Consider the following 14,769-nt stretch of genomic DNA (forward strand, 5'->3'; position numbering starts at 1 on the left):
GCTGTCGCGGTGCCGAGGTCACGCGGCGCTGCTCCGGAGGTCTACGGCCGACCGCGCCGGCCCGGATCGCCGCCGGTCGGGCCGAGCGCGCTGCGGGCGGGACGGTCCCGGGGGCGGGTGGCCAGCCGCAGGGAAGGGCCGGTGTGCTCCATCGCCCGCTGCACCGCCCGGTAGATCTGCCCGAAGCGCTGCGCGTCGCCGGTACGTAGCAGCAGCACGGGCTGTTCCCGCCAGCGGATCCACAGCTCGCGCTGCCGGCTCCCCCGGTCGTAGGACCGGTCCAGGTGGTTGAAGAGGAAGTCGGCGATCGGCCCGACGGCCAGCCCGACCAGGACCGACGCCCCCACGATGGCGATCGTGACGGTGGGGGAGCGGCGCAGCCACACGGCCACCGCGATGCCGATCACCGCGGCCACCAGCGGACCGGCCAGGGCCGCGCCGATCGCGCCCCGCCCGGCCAGCACCCGCCAGGAGCGGCTGCCCCGGCGGTGCCAGACCAGGCCGATCTCGGCCAGGGGGAAGGCCCGACCGTCGACCCGGATGGCGGTGGAGGTGACCTGCACCGACCGGTCGTCGTAGTACGTGATCATCGCTGGACTCCCGACCGAGGGTGGGCGAACACCAGACTACGTACCCCAACGACCCGGGTCGTAAGGTTGGCACGCGACTTCGACGAGGAAGTGAGGGCAGCGTGAGCGAGTTCGTGCGGCTGGAGACCAGGGACGGCATCGGCACCATCCGGCTGGAGCGGCCGCCGATGAACGCGCTCAACAAGCAGGTCCAGGAGGAGTTGCGGGCCGCCGCCACGGCGGCCGCCGCCGACCCGGCCGTCCGGGCCGTCATCGTGTACGGCGGGGAGAAGGTCTTCGCCGCCGGCGCGGACATCAAGGAGATGGCCGACATGTCCTACGTGGACATGGCGGAGCGGGCCGCCGACCTCTCCAGCGCCCTCGGCGCGCTCGCCCGGATTCCCAAGCCGGTGGTCGCCGCGATCACCGGGTACGCCCTCGGCGGCGGCTGCGAGCTGGCGCTTGCCTGTGACTGGCGGGTGGTGGCCGAGGACGCCAAGCTCGGCCAGCCGGAGATCAAGCTCGGCGTCATCCCCGGTGCCGGTGGCACCCAGCGGCTCGCCCGGCTGGTCGGCCCGGCCCGCGCCAAGGATCTGATCATGTCCGGGCGGATGGTGGACGCGGCGGAGGCGCTACGGATCGGGCTGGCCGACCGGGTCGCCCCGGCGGCCGAGGTCTACGACACCGCCGTCGCGCTGGTGCGCCCGTACCTCACCGGGCCGGTGCAGGCGCTGCGGGCGGCGAAGCTGGCGGTCGACGCCGGTCTGGACATGGACCTCACCTCCGGGCTCGCCTGGGAGAGTCAGCTCTTCGCCGCGCTCTTCGCCACCGACGACCGGCGTGAGGGCATGGCCGCCTTCGTCGAGAAGCGCAAGCCGGACTTCACCGGGCGCTGATCGGCTTCACCGGGCGCTGATCCCGGCCCCCGGGCGAGAAGTGTTCACATCCTGCCTACCGGCCAGTAGCGTGTGACTCCGGTCACGGACGAGGGGAGCGGCGATGACGGAACGGGTCGAGGGTCACGGCGGAGCGCTGGCGTTGGCGGCACTGCGGGCGCACGGCGTACGGGAGATGTTCACCCTCTCCGGCGGGCACGTCTTCCCGCTCTACGACGCCGCCCACAGCACCGACTTCCCGATCTACGACGTCCGGCACGAGCAGTCCGCCGTCTTCGCCGCCGAGGCGGTGGCCAAGCTCCAGCGTCGCCCCGGCCTCGCCGTGCTCACCGCCGGCCCCGGCGTCACCAACGGCATCTCCGGCATGACCAGCGCCTTCTTCAACGCCTCACCGGTGCTGGTGCTGGGCGGGCGGGCCCCGCAGTTCCGCTGGGGCGCAGGCAGCCTCCAGGAGATGGACCACCTGCCGCTGGTGGCCCCGGTCACCAAGCACGCCGAGACGGTGTTCAGCGCCGACGACATCCCCCGCGCGGTCTCCGCCGCGCTGACCACCGCGCTCACCCCGCACCGGGGCCCGGTCTTCCTCGACTTCCCGCTGGAGGCGATCTTCTCCGTCGGCGACGCCGAACTGGCCGCCCCGGCCGCGATCGCCCCGGTCGAACCCGACCCGGACGAGGTGACGAAGGCGGCCCGGCTGATCGCCGCCGCCACCCGTCCGGTGATCATCGCGGGTTCCGACGTGTACGCCGGCAACGCGGTCGCCGCGCTCCGCGAGGCCGCCGAGGCGTTGCAGGTGCCGGTCTTCACCAACGGCATGGGGCGTGGCGCGCTGCCGCCCGAGCACCCGCTCGCCTTCGCCAAGGCCCGGCGGACCGCGCTGAACGACGCCGACGTGGTGGTGGTCGTCGGCACCCCACTGGACTTCCGGCTCAGCTTCGGCGACTTCGGCGACGCGGCGGTCGTGCACGTCGTCGACGCCCCCACCCAGCGGGCCGGGCACGTCCAGCCGGCTGCCAGCCCCGCCGGTGACCTGCGGCTGATCCTGTCCGCCTTCGCCGACCACACCGGCGACCGGGCCGACCACGCCGACTGGATCGCCCGGCTGCGGACCGCCGAGGACGCGGCGAAGGCACGCGACGCCGGGGAGATGGCCGCCGAGACCGACCCGATCCGCCCGGCCCGGGTCTACGGCGAACTGCGCCGGGCCCTCGCCCCGGACGCGATCACCATCGGCGACGGCGGCGACTTCGTCTCGTACGCCGGCCGCTACCTGGAGCCGTCGCAGCCCGGCACCTGGCTCGACCCCGGCCCGTACGGCTGCCTCGGCACCGGCCTGGGCTATGCGATGGGGGCCCGGGTCAGCCACCCCGACCGGCAGATCTGCGTGCTGATGGGCGACGGCGCGGCCGGCTTCTCGCTGATGGACGTCGAGTCGCTGGTCCGGCAGCGGCTGCCGGTGGTGATCGTGGTCGGCAACAACGGCATCTGGGGTCTGGAGAAGCACCCGATGCGGGCCATGTACGGCTACGACGTGGCCGCCGACCTCCAGCCCGAGCTGCGCTACGACAAGGTGGTCGAGGCGCTCGGCGGGGCCGGGGAGACGGTGGCGAAGGCCGGCGACCTCGGCCCGGCCCTGGGTCGGGCGTTCGACGCCGGGGTGCCGTACCTGGTCAACGTGCTCACCGACCCGGCCGACGCGTACCCGCGCTCGTCGAACCTGGCCTGACTGCGCGGCGCGCGACCGCCGTCGGACCCGGCGGCGGTCGGGCGCGGCCGTGCGCGGATAAATCGGCGGAATGTCAGCGGCGACACACGTAACGTCAGACCCCTCGCTCATCGTTGGACGATCCAGCGATAACGACGGGAGTTCTGATGACATTCGCCATCCGCGCCGAGGGGCTGGTGCGCCGGTTCGGCGCCACCACCGCCCTGGCCGGGGTCGACCTTGAGGTGCCCACCGGGACCGTGTTCGGGCTGCTCGGCCCCAACGGCGCCGGCAAGACCACCGCGGTCCGGGTGCTCGCCACCCTGCTCACCCCCGACGAGGGGCACGCCACCGTCGGCGGGTACGACGTCCGTCGCGACGCCCACCAGGTCCGCCAGTTGATCGGCCTCACCGGCCAGTACGCCTCGGTCGACGAGAACCTGACCGGCACCGAGAACCTGCTGCTCATCGGCCGCCTGCTGGGCCTGTCCCGGCGCGATGCCCGGGCCCGGGCCGCCGAGCTGCTGGCCGGGTTCCAGCTCACCGACGCCGCCGGCCGGGCCGCGAAGACCTACTCCGGCGGCATGCGCCGGCGGCTCGACCTGGCGGCCAGCCTGGTCGGTCGGCCGCAGGTGCTCTTCCTCGACGAGCCGACCACCGGTCTCGACCCGCGCAGCCGCAACGACCTGTGGGACATCGTCCGGGGTCTGGTCGCCGAGGGGGTGACCGTGCTGCTGACCACGCAGTACCTGGAGGAGGCCGACCAGTTGGCCGACGAGATCGCCGTGGTCGACCACGGTCGGGTGATCGCCCAGGGCACCCCGGAGGAGCTGAAGTCCAAGACCGGCGGCCAGGTGCTGACCGTCCGGCCGGTCGAGGCCGCCCACCTGCCCGTCGTGCTGGCCGTGGTCCGCGAGGTGACCGGGGCCACCCCGGAGGTCAACCAGACCACGGTCGCCGCGCCGGTCACCGGTCCGGGCGCGCTGCCCGCCGTGGTCCGCCGGCTCGACGACGCCGAGGTGCAGGTCGCCGAGTTGGCCCTGCGCGGGTCCAGCCTCGACGAGGTGTTCCTCTCCCTCACCGGCCACCGGGCCGAGGACGACACGGCCGACCTCGCCGACACCGCCGACACCCTGGAAGGGAGCCCGGCATGACCGCCGCGACCGTCGCCGCCCCGTCGGCCCGACCCGCACCGACCCGCCGGCTCAGCCCGGCCGCCGGCCTGCGGCACACCGGCACGCTGGCCTGGCGCAGCCTGGTGCAGATCAAGCACAACCCGATGGAACTGCTCGACCTGAGCATCCAACCGGTGATGTTCGTGCTGCTCTTCACGTACGTCTTCGGCGGGGCGATCTCCGGCAGCCCGGGGGAGTACCTCACCTTCGCGCTGCCCGGCATCATCGTGCAGAACGCCTTCTTCGCCACCATGACCACCGGCTTCGGGCTCAACCAGGATCTCACCAAGGGCGTCTTCGACCGGTTGCGGTCGCTGCCCGTCGCCCGCTGGTCCCCGCTCGCCGGCCGGATCGTCGCCGACACGGTCAAGCAGGCATGGTCGTTGACCCTGCTGCTCGGCGTCGGGATGCTCCTCGGCTTCCGGCTCGGTAACGGCCTGTTCGGCCTGCTCGCCGCGTTCGCCCTGCTGCTGGTCTTCTCGCTGGCCGCCGCCTGGATGTCGGTTCTGGTCGGGGTGCTGGTCAGCGAGCCGGACAAGGTGCAGATCTTCGGCTTCACGGTGATCTTCCCGCTCAGCTTCACCAGCAACGCCTTCGTGCCGACCGAGACCATGCCGTCCTGGCTCCAGCACTGGGTCGAGGTGAACCCGGTGACCATCCTGGCGAACGCGCTGCGGGGCCTGCTGGTCGGCGGGCCGGTCGCCGGGCCGGTGGTCCAGTCGCTGCTCTGGGCGGTCGTCATCGCCGCCATCTTCGCCCCGCTCGCGGTGCGGGGCCTACGCCGTCGGCTGTGACCCTGCGGCGGCGGCCGGAGGCCAACAGGCGGTGCCCCCGCAGTGGTGGCCGGAGGGTCACAGGTGGTGACCCCCGGGCGGTGCCCGGAGGCCATGAGGCGGTGATCCCGGGGCAGCCTCGGGCGGACCATCGGCGGTGACCCCGGCGGCGTCCGGACGCCGCCGTGCCGGGTGTCCCGGCCGGACCCAGGGTCGGGCGGGACACCCGTGGTCGGAGGTGGCCCGGCGTGGACCGGGTCACCCCGACGGGATCAGATCTCGGGTCGGTCGCCCTCGCGGGGCCGCTCACCGTCGTGGGGCGAGGCGTCCTCCCGGGGCGGCGGGCGGTCGGCGGGCGGTGTGTGGTCACGCGACGGCGCGCCGTCGTGGGATGGCGCGCCGGTGTGGGGCTGGTCGCCGTCGTGGCGGCGCAGATCGTCCTCCCGACGGCGCAGGTCCTCCTCCCAGCGTTGGAAGAGGGCGTTGTCGTCCCGGCGGGCCCGTTCGTCGATCGACTTCAGGAACTCGGGGTTGTCGTCGGGTGCGACGGGCCGCCGGGAGCCGGGGCCGGACGGCCAACCACCGCGCCGGCCTCCCTCCGGGGCGGGGCGACCGGCGAGGAACCAGGCGATCGAGCCGACCAGCGGGAAGACCAGGATGATCAGGACCCAGGCGAACCGGGGCAGCCCCCGGATCGCCCCGTCCTCAGCGGAGAGGCAACTGATCAGCGCGCAGGCGGCGAGCACCACCTGGAGCAGGAACAACAGCACATAGAGCCGGGCCATGCCCCCATCATGGCGCAGCCGCGCGCGTCACCACATCCCACGCAGCACCAGCGACACGCACAGCAGCGCCAGACCGACCGTGCCGAGGGCGACCAGCGGAACGGCCCGGGTGTCGATCCGGGCCTGCCGGCGACCGGTGGCCCGCCCCCAGCCCACCACCAGCGTCGCCCACCAGGTCAGCACGGTCACCCCGGCGAGCAGCGCGCCGGCGGTGTCGCCGGTCAGCGCCAACCGGACCGCCAGCACGGTCACCACCGTGTACGCCAGCCCCATGCGCCGCCAGGCCAGTCGGGTGCGTTCGGGTTGCAGGCCGGGATCGCCGCCACCGGGGGCGCTCCCGCGCGGCGGGACGCCGCTCACCGGACGCTCATGCCCTTCGCCAGGACGGCCACCACCAGCAGCAGCGCGCCCACCGCCACGATCAGGGCGAGGACGGCCGGGAAGCGGGAGGCCGGCAGGCGTTCGCCGAGCCGGATGGCCCGTTCGGTGCGGGACCAGTGGTCCACCGCCCGGACGGCGACGGTCGCGCCGAGCAGCAGCAGCGCCACGGCGATCGCCTCCCGCAGGTGGCGCAGCGGTAGCGGCGGGAGGAACTGGGCGGCGGCCAGCCCACCGGCGATCAGCGCCAGCCCGGTGCGCAGCCAGGCCAGGAAGGTCCGCTCGTTGGCCAGCGAGAAGCGGTAGTCGGGGGTGGTGCCCACGGAGTTGAGGTCCGACGGGTCGAACCACCGTCTGATCGCCTGCCACACGACGCCGATTATCCGCTTTGTCGCCGACATAGCCTGGAGCGATGACCGATCTTGACGCCAACATCCTGCGCGACAGCTACGACCGGCAGATCCGACCGGAGATCCCCGACCCGGTCCCGGCCGGGGTGACCGTCGAACGCGACGGGCCGCTGGTGCGGGTGCTGGGCCTGGACCACGGCGGCTTCCTCACTTACCGCACCCTGGACGGGCTGGTCGGGGACGAGTTGGACGCGCTGATCGCCCGGCAGGTCGCGCTGTTCCGGCAGCGCGGCGAGTCGGTGGAGTGGAAGCACAACAGCCACGACGAGCCCGCCGACCTGCCGGACCGGCTGCGTGCCGCCGGCTTCGTGCCGGAGGACCGCGAGACCGTCCTGATCGGGCCGGTCGCGCCGCTGGCGGGCGCCGTGCCGGTGCTCCCCGAAGGGGTACGGCTGCGGGAGGTCACCGGTCGGGTCGACCTGGAGCGGATCGCCGCGATGGAGGAGGAGGTCTGGCGCAGCGACCGTTCCCACCTGGTCACCGGCCTGGCCCGGGAGATCGAGGCGGACCCGCAGTCGATCACCGTGGTGGTGGCCGAGGCGGGGGAGACGGTGGTCAGCGCCGGTTGGGTGCGCTATCTCAACGACACCGGCTTCGCCAGCCTCTGGGGTGGTTCGACGCTCGCCCAGTGGCGACGTCGGGGCATCTACCGGGCGCTGGTGGCCTACCGGGCCCGGCTCGCCGACCAGCGGGGCAAGGCACTGTTGCAGGTGGACGCCTCGGAGGACAGCCGGCCGATCCTGGAGCGACTCGGCTTCGTCCCGGTCACCACGACCACCCCCTACGTCTACACTCCGTGATGATGGAGCAGCGGCTGACGGACGACGAGCAGCAGGTTCTCAAGACGGGTGCCTTCGGGGCGGTCTTCCTGGTGTCGAACGCCGATCCGGGCGTGTTCGCGATGATCCGGGAGAGCTTCGCCGCGTCCGGAGCGTTCGCCGAGGCCAGTGGCCTGGTCAAGGAGGCGCTCACCGCCGGCTCGCTGCCCCGGTTGCCCCGGGATTCGACTCTGGAGATCGAGTCGGTGGTGTTGCCGGCGTTGGGGCGCGCGGTGGACATCCTGCGGGCGAAGTCGCCGGCCGACCTGTCGGCGTACCGCGAGCTGGTGTTGGCCGCCGCGGAGCAGGTGGCCCGCGCGCACCGTGGGGTGACGCCGGCCGAGGCGGACGCCATCGCGCGGATCAGGACCGCACTGGCCGGGCCCGTCGAGCCGGCCTGATCCGGTCGCGCTGGCTCGGACGCGCTTGCCGTCGCGGTGAGCTGTGTCACCGCGGGTGACCCGAAGGGTTAACCTACTGGCAGGTAACATTGCGTTCGTGGGTAACTGCACAGCAGCCCGCGGTTGACCGGGTGTCAACGACGCGCAAAGCTCCGCCCTTAACCGGGCGAGCAGATCGCACACCACCAACAGGAGGGTTGTCGAATCGCGATGAACATCGTCGTACTCGTCAAGCAGGTGCCTGATTCGGGCGCGGACCGCAACCTGCGTGCTGACGACAACACCGTCGACCGCGGTTCGGCGAACAACGTCATCAACGAGATGGACGAGTACGCCATCGAGGAGGCGCTGAAGATCAAGGAAGCGCACGGTGGCGAGGTCACCATCCTGACCATGGGACCGGACCGGGCCACCGAGTCGATCCGCAAGGCGCTCTCCATGGGCCCGGACTCCGCCGTGCACGTCCTCGACGACGCCCTGCACGGGTCCTGCGCGGTGGCCACCTCGAAGGTGCTCGCCGCCGCCCTCGGGCAGTTGGGTGCCGACCTGGTGATCTGCGGCGCCGAGTCGACCGACGGTCGGGTCCAGGTCATGCCGCACATGCTCGCCGAGCGGTTGGGGGTCGCCGCGTTGACCGGTGCCCGCAAGCTCACCGTCGACGGCGGCACGCTGACCGTGGAGCGGCAGACCGAGGAGGGCTACGAGGTGGTCACCGCCTCGACCCCGGCCGTGGTCTCCGTCTGGGACACCATCAACGAGCCGCGCTACCCCTCCTTCAAGGGCATCATGGCCGCCAAGAAGAAGCCGGTCCGGACGTTGTCCCTGGCCGACCTGGGCGTCGCGCCGACCGAGGTGGGTTTCGAGGGCGCGACCAGCGCCGTCGTCGAGCACACCAGGCGTCCGCCGCGCTCCGGCGGCGCCAAGATCACCGACGAGGGCGAGGGCGGCGTCAAGCTGGTCGAGTTCCTCGCCACCGAGAAGTTCGTCTGAGGGGTCTGAACATGGCTGAGGTACTCGTCGTCGTCGAAGCCACCAGGGAGTTCGGCGTCAAGAAGGTCACCCTGGAAATGCTCACCCTGGCCCGCGAGCTGGGCACCCCGAGCGCCGTGGTGCTCGGTGGCGCCGGTGCCGCCGAGGCGCTGAGCGCCAAACTCGGTGAGTACGGCGCGGAGAAGATCTACGCCGCCGAGAGCGAGGAGATCGACGGTCACCTGGTGGCTCCCAAGGCGACCGTGCTGGCCGAACTGGTCAACCGGGTGCAGCCGGCCGCCGTCCTGCTGGCGTCGGCCCAGGAGGGCAAGGAGATCGCCGCCCGGCTGGCCGTCAAGCTGGACAACGGCATCCTGACCGACGTGGTGGGCCTCGACGCCGACGGCACCGCCACCCAGGTCGCCTTCGCCGGCTCCACCATCGTCAAGTCCAAGGTCACCAAGGGTCTGCCGCTGGTCACCGTACGGCCCAACTCGGTCACCCCGACCCCGGCGGCGGCCACTCCGGCCGTCGAGCAGCTCACCGTGGCGGTCACCGACACCGACAAGCTGGCCCGGGTCGTCGAGCGGGTGGCCGAGCAGAAGGGCTCCCGCCCCGAGCTGACCGAGGCCGGCATCGTCGTCTCCGGTGGTCGTGGTGTCGGCAACGCCGACAACTTCAAGCTGGTCGAGGAGTTGGCCGACCTGCTCGGTGGCGCGGTCGGCGCGTCCCGGGCGGCCGTCGACTCCGGTTACTACCCGCACCAGTTCCAGGTCGGGCAGACCGGCAAGACCGTCTCCCCGCAGCTCTATGTCGCGCTGGGCATCTCCGGCGCGATCCAGCACCGGGCCGGCATGCAGACGTCGAAGACGATCGTCGCCGTGAACAAGGACGGCGAGGCCCCGATCTTCGAGCTGGCCGACTACGGCGTGGTGGGCGACCTTTTCAAGATCGTGCCGCAGGCCGCCGAGGAGATCCGCAAGCGCAAGTGACCCGACCCGGGTCCGCACCGAGCCGCCGTCCGGTCCGCCGGGCGGCGGCTCCGTCGTGGTGAGGGCGCTGTGGTCGGCGGGCGGGTGGCGGCGCGGTCGTCGGTGCGGCGGTGTCGTCGGAGGGCGGTGGCTGCGGTGCCCGCCGACCCCGACCCGACCGTCGGCATTCCGGAGCGCCCCGGGTGCGGACCCGGGTTCCGGCTGCGGTGCGGGGAGCTGATCGGCGGGCCGGGGAGCTGAACCGGCCCACCGATCAGCCCGTCAAGGTGCCCCTCAGCAGGCTGTCGCCGGAGTGGGCGGGCTGGTTGTCGTACTGCTCGGCGGAGACGTCGACCACCGAATACTCCTGGAGATCCACATTCGGGGGCAGGGGCAGCAGGGCGTCACCCGAGCTACCGCGCAACACACCCACCGAGAACATCTCCATGGTCGTCGGATTGATCAGCCAGACCTCGTAGTACCCCGGAACGTCCGGGAGATTCGCGACGTGCAGATGTAGTCGCCCGTCGGCGAAGACCCGGGCGTCACCGTTGGCGTCCTTCGGCGTGCTGCCGTACGCGGCCAACGGCGCGCTGGCCAGCACCTCCTGCCGGGGCGCGGGTTCCCGGTCGCCGAGGACGGCGACGGTGCCGAGCACCGCGACCGCCGCGGCCGCGGTCGCCGTGACGACCGTGGTCGCCCAGCGGGGCCACCGTCGGCCCCGTCGGGACCGGCCCGCCGGTCGCCCGGCGGCCCGCTCCGCGTCCGGGTACGGCGACTGCCGCCGACGGGCGTCCGGCCGGTCACCGGTCACCGCCGACGGATGCCGGCGCGGGACGTCGGGTCGGCCCTCGGTCGCGGGCTGCGCCGGCCCTGGCCGTACCTCCGGCAGATCCTGGCGGTGGGCCTCGGCCAGGGCCGGCACCTCCGCGACGGTGTCGAGTTCGGCCAGGATGCCCGCCCACAGGTGGGCCGGCGGGTCGGGCAGGGCGTGCAGGCCCTGGGTGTCCGCGCCCAGCCCGGCGACGTGCCGAAGGGTGTCCAGCTCGCCCCGACAGGTCACGCAGCCGCCGAGGTGGTCGGTCTCACCGTGGTCCGCCTCGCTCTCACCGAGCGCCAGAAAGACCAGCCGGTCGTGGTCCAGGTGCTGCACCGTCCACCTCCCATCTGCGTTTCAAGCTCGCCATGCCCCGTCTGATGTGGCTCTTGACCGTGCCCAACGGCACTCCGGTCACCGTCGCGATCTGTTGGTGTGTCAGGTCGTCGTAGAAGGCCAGTTCCAACATCCGCCGCTGGTCGTCCGGGAGCCGGGCCAGCTCGTCGGCGACCACCAGCCGGTCGACCACGACGTCCGGGTCGACGCCGGTGGCGACCGGCTCGGGCAGTTGCCGGACCGTCTCCACCACCCGCATCTCCCGGGCCGAGGCGCGCAGCCGGTCGATCACCTTGCGTCGGCCGATGCCGAGCAGCCAACCGATCAGTGAGCCCTTGGTCGGATCGAAGGTGTCCCGCCCCAGCCAGGCGGCGACGAACGTCGCCTGGGTCACGTCCTCCGCGTCGCTGCGGTTGGCCAACGTGCTGGTGGCCAGGTGGAGCACCGCCCGGCCGAACCGGTCGTACGCCTCCCGCAGCGCGGTCTCGTCACCCGCCCGGAAGCGCGCGGCCAGCTCGTCGGGGGGTGGGGGTTCGGCTTCCTGTCCTGCTGTTCCCACCGCTGTCACCGGGCGGGTCGCCTTCCCTGGGGCATGCCCGACTGTAGCTCCCACAGCCGTCGCCCCACTCTCCCGGTCCGTGTCCGCCTCCACTCGTCTCACCTGCTCTTCGTCGCCGGGGCCGGCCCCGGATGCACCCCGGACGGAGAAAAAGAAAGTGGTGTGCGGTGCATCCGGCGGTGCGACGGGCGGCGTAACCCGTTCTGCAAGCCAGACCTGACGAACCAGTACCAATCACCAGGAGGCAGACATGCAGCTCGCTATCTTCCGTCGGGTCGCCGCAGGCGGCGCGGTGGCCGCCCTGGCCTTCGCGGGCGTCGGCGCCGCGACCACGGGCCCGGCGTACGCCGCCTCGTCCAAGGTCTCCGTCGTGCACGGCATCCCGGACACCCCGGTCGACGTCTACGTCAACGGCAAGAAGACCCTCGACAACTTCAAGCCCGGCGACGTGGCCGGCCCGCTGACCCTGCCCGAGGGCGAGTACGACATCGCCCTGACCAAGCCGGGCGAGCCGGTCGGCAGCGCGATCCTCAAGGTCGACAACGCCGAGGTGCCCGGCGGCGCCGACATCAGCCTCGCCGCACACCTGGGCGCGGACGGCAAGCCGCAGATCACCCCGTTCGTCAACGACACCGCCAAGCTGGCCGCCGGCAAGGCCCGGCTGATCGTCCGGCACACCGCCGCCGCCCCGGCGGTCGACGTGCGGGCGGGTGGCAAGCCGGTCTTCGAGGACCTCACCAACCCGAAGGAGGCCAAGGCGGACGTCGACGCGGGCACGGTCAAGGCCGACGTGGTGCTGGCCGGCACCGACACCGTGGCGATCGGCCCGGCGGACCTCAACCTCAAGGAGGGCACCGCCACCATCGTCTACGCGATCGGTTCCGCCGAGGCCAAGAACCTCGACCTGGCCGCCCAGACCATCACCGGCCTGCACTCCGCGCCGGGCGGGGTGCCCAGCGGCACCGGCGGGCAGGCCGGCACCGGCGTCGACACCTGGTGGTACGTGCTGGCGGGTGCCGGCGTACTGCTGCTGGTCGGCGGCGGGGCGCGGGTGGCCACCACCCGGACCGGTCGCAGGTGACGGTGCGCCACCGCGGGGCGCTGGCGGCGATGGCCGCCGGCGTCGCCGCGCTCACCATCGCCACCCTGGTGGCGTGCGGATCGCAGCCGGCCGAGGACGTCGGCGGGGACGAGGCGGCGGCGCTGGCCACCGGCACGCCGACCCCGACGGCCGGAGCCGGCACCGGTGGTCCGTCGGTGCCGGTGACCGCCGGTGACCTGCCGACCGGCGAGCGGACCGTCCCGCCGGTGAAGCTGCGCATCCCGGCGATCGACGTCACCGCCACGGTCAACCCGGTGGGCGTCGACACCCGGACCGACGAGTTCGACGTCCCGCCGAGCGTGGACCAGATCGGCTGGTACCGCTACGGACCCGGGTTGGAGACCGACGCCGGCTCGGTGGTGATCGCCGGCCACGTCGACAGCTCCGAACAGGGCAAGGGGGCGTTCTTCCGGCTCCGCGAACTCGACCGGGGCGACACCCTCACCGCCACCGGCGCGGACGGGAAGCAGCGGCCCTACCGGGTCGTCGCCCGCGAGGAGTACGTCAAGACGAAGATCCCGCTGGACCGGTACTTCGCCCGGGACGGCAAACCGCGCCTCACGTTGATCACCTGCGGTGGCCCGTTCGACCCGAAGACCCGGCACTACCGGGACAACATCGTCGTCACCGCCGTACCGGCCTGATGCGCTGCCCTGCCGGCCCGGATGCCCTACGGAGCAGCGCGATGCGCGGCTGTGCCGGCCCGGCGTTCGGCCGGACCGGGACCGAGCCGGTCCCGGTCCGGCCGGGTCGGGCTGATCCACGCTTCGGTACGGGTGATCCGGTAGCCGACGCGCCGTGCCCCGGCCGTTACGCTGAACGGTGATGGCATACCTGGATCACGCGGCGACCACCCCGATGCTCGACGAGGCGTTGGCGGCGTACGTCGCCACCGCCCGCGAGGTCGGCAACGCGTCGTCGTTGCACGCGACGGGCCGGCGTGCCCGGCGTCGGGTGGAGGAGTCCCGCGAGCGGGTGGCTGCGGTGCTGGGCGCCCGCCCCTCCGAGGTCATCTTCACCGGCGGCGGTACGGAGAGCGACAACCTCGCCGTGAAGGGCATCTTCTGGGCCCGGCGAGCGGCCCGGTCCGACCGGGTCCGGGTGGTCTCCAGCGCGGTCGAGCACCACGCCGTGCTCGACGCGGTCGACTGGCTCGCCGACCACGAGGCCGCCGAGGTCGCCTGGTTGCCGACGGACGACGCCGGCAAACTCGACCCGGAGCGGCTGCGCGCCGAGTTGGCCGAGCACGCCGAGCGGGTCGCCGTGGTGACCGCGATGTGGGCCAACAACGAGGTCGGCACCGTACAGCCGGTGGCCGCGCTGGCCGCCGTGGCCGCCGAGCACGGGGTGCCGTTGCACACCGACGCCGTCCAGGCGGTCGGCCAGGTGCCGGTCGACTTCGCGGCCAGCGGGGCCTCCGCGCTCACCGTGACCGGACACAAGCTCGGCGGGCCGACCGGGGTCGGCGCGCTGCTGCTCGCCCGGGACGTCGCCGCCACCCCGCTGCTGCACGGCGGCGGTCAGGAGCGGGACGTCCGCTCCGGCACCCTGGACACCGCCGGCATCGTCGCCTTCGCCGTCGCCGTCGAGACCGCGGTCAAGGGCCAGCAGGAGTACGCGGCCCGGGTGGCCGCGCTCCGCGACGACCTGGTCCGGCGGGTCCGGGAGGCGGTGCCCGAGGTGGTGTTCAACGGCGACCCCGTCGACCGGCTGCCCGGCAACGCGCACTTCTCCTTCCCCGGATGCGAGGGGGACGCCCTGCTGCTCCTGCTCGACGCCCAGGGCATCGCCTGCTCCACCGGCTCGGCCTGCTCGGCGGGGGTGGCCCAGCCCAGCCACGTACTGCTGGCGATGGGTGCCGACCACGACCGGGCCCGCTCCTCGTTGCGCTTCACCCTCGGCCACACCAGCACCTCCGCCGACGTCGACGCCCTCATCGCCGCCCTCCCCACCGCCGTCGACCGAGCCCGCCGAGCCGCCGCCCTCCGCACCCCCCGCTAGCCTCCGCCCGTTACCCCCCGCCTCCGTCCCCCCTGTCCCGTCCCCCCTCTGTCCCGTCCTGCCCCGCCCCGGTGATCAAGAGAATTGCGTCAGAATCTGGCCGC

At 73.0% G+C, this 14,769-nt stretch carries 16 protein-coding genes and 1 pseudogene; 11 read left to right on the forward strand and 6 right to left on the reverse strand.

All coding sequences use genetic code 11. From position 1 onward, the window contains the following. Positions 1-41 precede the first annotated feature (41 nt). Positions 42-590 carry a DUF6232 family protein gene (locus ACQP1S_RS06700; protein WP_432904239.1) on the reverse strand — a complete coding sequence of 183 codons (549 nt, stop codon included), beginning with the start codon at positions 588-590 and terminating at the stop codon, positions 42-44. A 101-nt stretch (positions 591-691) separates the two neighbouring features. Between ACQP1S_RS06700 and ACQP1S_RS06705 the strand changes: the two genes are divergently transcribed. From ACQP1S_RS06705 to ACQP1S_RS06720, 4 genes are all read left to right on the forward strand, one after another. Then, the gene (locus ACQP1S_RS06705) at positions 692-1,465 is read left to right on the forward strand and encodes an enoyl-CoA hydratase-related protein (protein WP_091245497.1); all 774 of its coding nucleotides are present in this window, start codon (positions 692-694) and stop codon (positions 1,463-1,465) included. Positions 1,466-1,568: 103 nt separating this feature from the next. Next, positions 1,569-3,191, forward strand: coding sequence for an acetolactate synthase (locus ACQP1S_RS06710; RefSeq protein WP_091245499.1), 1,623 nt, complete (start codon positions 1,569-1,571; stop codon positions 3,189-3,191). A 146-nt stretch (positions 3,192-3,337) separates the two neighbouring features. Further along, on the forward strand, positions 3,338-4,324 hold the full coding sequence (locus tag ACQP1S_RS06715; RefSeq protein WP_432904243.1) for an ATP-binding cassette domain-containing protein: 987 nt from the start codon (positions 3,338-3,340) through the stop codon (positions 4,322-4,324). Then, positions 4,321-5,139: an ABC transporter permease gene (locus ACQP1S_RS06720; RefSeq protein WP_432904246.1), complete on the forward strand. Its 819-nt coding sequence runs from the start codon at positions 4,321-4,323 to the stop codon at positions 5,137-5,139. Before ACQP1S_RS06715 ends, ACQP1S_RS06720 begins: the two co-directional genes overlap by 4 nt. A 374-nt stretch (positions 5,140-5,513) precedes the next feature. Here ACQP1S_RS06720 and ACQP1S_RS06725 read toward each other — a convergent pair. The 3 genes and pseudogenes from ACQP1S_RS06725 to ACQP1S_RS06735 form a co-directional block, all read right to left on the reverse strand. After that, positions 5,514-5,903: pseudogene (locus ACQP1S_RS06725) on the reverse strand (PLD nuclease N-terminal domain-containing protein); the annotation flags it as partial. Between the two features lie 27 nt (positions 5,904-5,930). Further along, entirely contained in the window at positions 5,931-6,263 is a 333-nt protein-coding gene (locus tag ACQP1S_RS06730) for a DUF202 domain-containing protein (protein WP_432904249.1), read from the reverse strand. Next, positions 6,260-6,682, reverse strand: a complete 423-nt coding sequence (locus tag ACQP1S_RS06735) for a YidH family protein (protein ID WP_432904252.1) — start codon at positions 6,680-6,682, stop codon at positions 6,260-6,262. Before ACQP1S_RS06735 ends, ACQP1S_RS06730 begins: the two co-directional genes overlap by 4 nt. Before the next feature lie 11 nt (positions 6,683-6,693). Here ACQP1S_RS06735 and ACQP1S_RS06740 point away from each other — a divergent pair, with 11 nt between their 5' ends. The 4 genes from ACQP1S_RS06740 (at position 6,694) to ACQP1S_RS06755 (ending at position 9,871) form a co-directional block, all read left to right on the forward strand. Next, a complete protein-coding gene (locus ACQP1S_RS06740) occupies positions 6,694-7,491 on the forward strand; it encodes a GNAT family N-acetyltransferase (RefSeq protein WP_363667250.1) in 798 nt (265 codons plus the stop codon). Between the two features lie 2 nt (positions 7,492-7,493). Next, the gene (locus ACQP1S_RS06745; protein ID WP_432907838.1) at positions 7,494-7,910 is read left to right on the forward strand and encodes a hypothetical protein; all 417 of its coding nucleotides are present in this window, start codon (positions 7,494-7,496) and stop codon (positions 7,908-7,910) included. Between the two features lie 210 nt (positions 7,911-8,120). Further along, positions 8,121-8,900, forward strand: coding sequence for an electron transfer flavoprotein subunit beta/FixA family protein (locus ACQP1S_RS06750; protein WP_091245512.1), 780 nt, complete (start codon positions 8,121-8,123; stop codon positions 8,898-8,900). A gap of 11 nt (positions 8,901-8,911) precedes the next feature. After that, positions 8,912-9,871: an electron transfer flavoprotein subunit alpha/FixB family protein gene (locus ACQP1S_RS06755; RefSeq protein ID WP_432904256.1), complete on the forward strand. Its 960-nt coding sequence runs from the start codon at positions 8,912-8,914 to the stop codon at positions 9,869-9,871. Positions 9,872-10,124: 253 nt separating this feature from the next. On the opposite strand, the gene ACQP1S_RS06760 is transcribed toward ACQP1S_RS06755, so the two are convergent. Both ACQP1S_RS06760 and ACQP1S_RS06765 read right to left on the reverse strand, forming a co-directional pair. Then, entirely contained in the window at positions 10,125-11,003 is an 879-nt protein-coding gene (locus ACQP1S_RS06760; RefSeq protein ID WP_432904259.1) for an anti-sigma factor, read from the reverse strand. After that, a complete protein-coding gene (locus ACQP1S_RS06765; protein WP_432904262.1) occupies positions 10,957-11,562 on the reverse strand; it encodes an RNA polymerase sigma factor in 606 nt (201 codons plus the stop codon). The genes ACQP1S_RS06760 and ACQP1S_RS06765 overlap by 47 nt, the downstream gene beginning before the upstream one ends. Positions 11,563-11,812: 250 nt before the next feature. On the opposite strand from ACQP1S_RS06765, the gene ACQP1S_RS06770 reads away from it, so the two are divergent. The 3 genes from ACQP1S_RS06770 to ACQP1S_RS06780 all read left to right on the forward strand — a co-directional run bounded on the left by ACQP1S_RS06770 (position 11,813) and on the right by ACQP1S_RS06780 (position 14,665). Then, a complete protein-coding gene (locus tag ACQP1S_RS06770) occupies positions 11,813-12,643 on the forward strand; it encodes a DUF4397 domain-containing protein (RefSeq protein WP_432904265.1) in 831 nt (276 codons plus the stop codon). Continuing rightward, entirely contained in the window at positions 12,640-13,308 is a 669-nt protein-coding gene (locus ACQP1S_RS06775; protein ID WP_432904268.1) for a class F sortase, read from the forward strand. Before ACQP1S_RS06770 ends, ACQP1S_RS06775 begins: the two co-directional genes overlap by 4 nt. 181 nt (positions 13,309-13,489) lie before the next feature. Beyond that, the gene (locus ACQP1S_RS06780; RefSeq protein WP_432904270.1) at positions 13,490-14,665 is read left to right on the forward strand and encodes a cysteine desulfurase family protein; all 1,176 of its coding nucleotides are present in this window, start codon (positions 13,490-13,492) and stop codon (positions 14,663-14,665) included. The last annotated feature ends 104 nt before the right edge of the window (positions 14,666-14,769 follow it).

The organism is Micromonospora matsumotoense (assembly GCF_050951065.1).
GTDB lineage: Bacteria > Actinomycetota > Actinomycetes > Mycobacteriales > Micromonosporaceae > Micromonospora > Micromonospora matsumotoensis.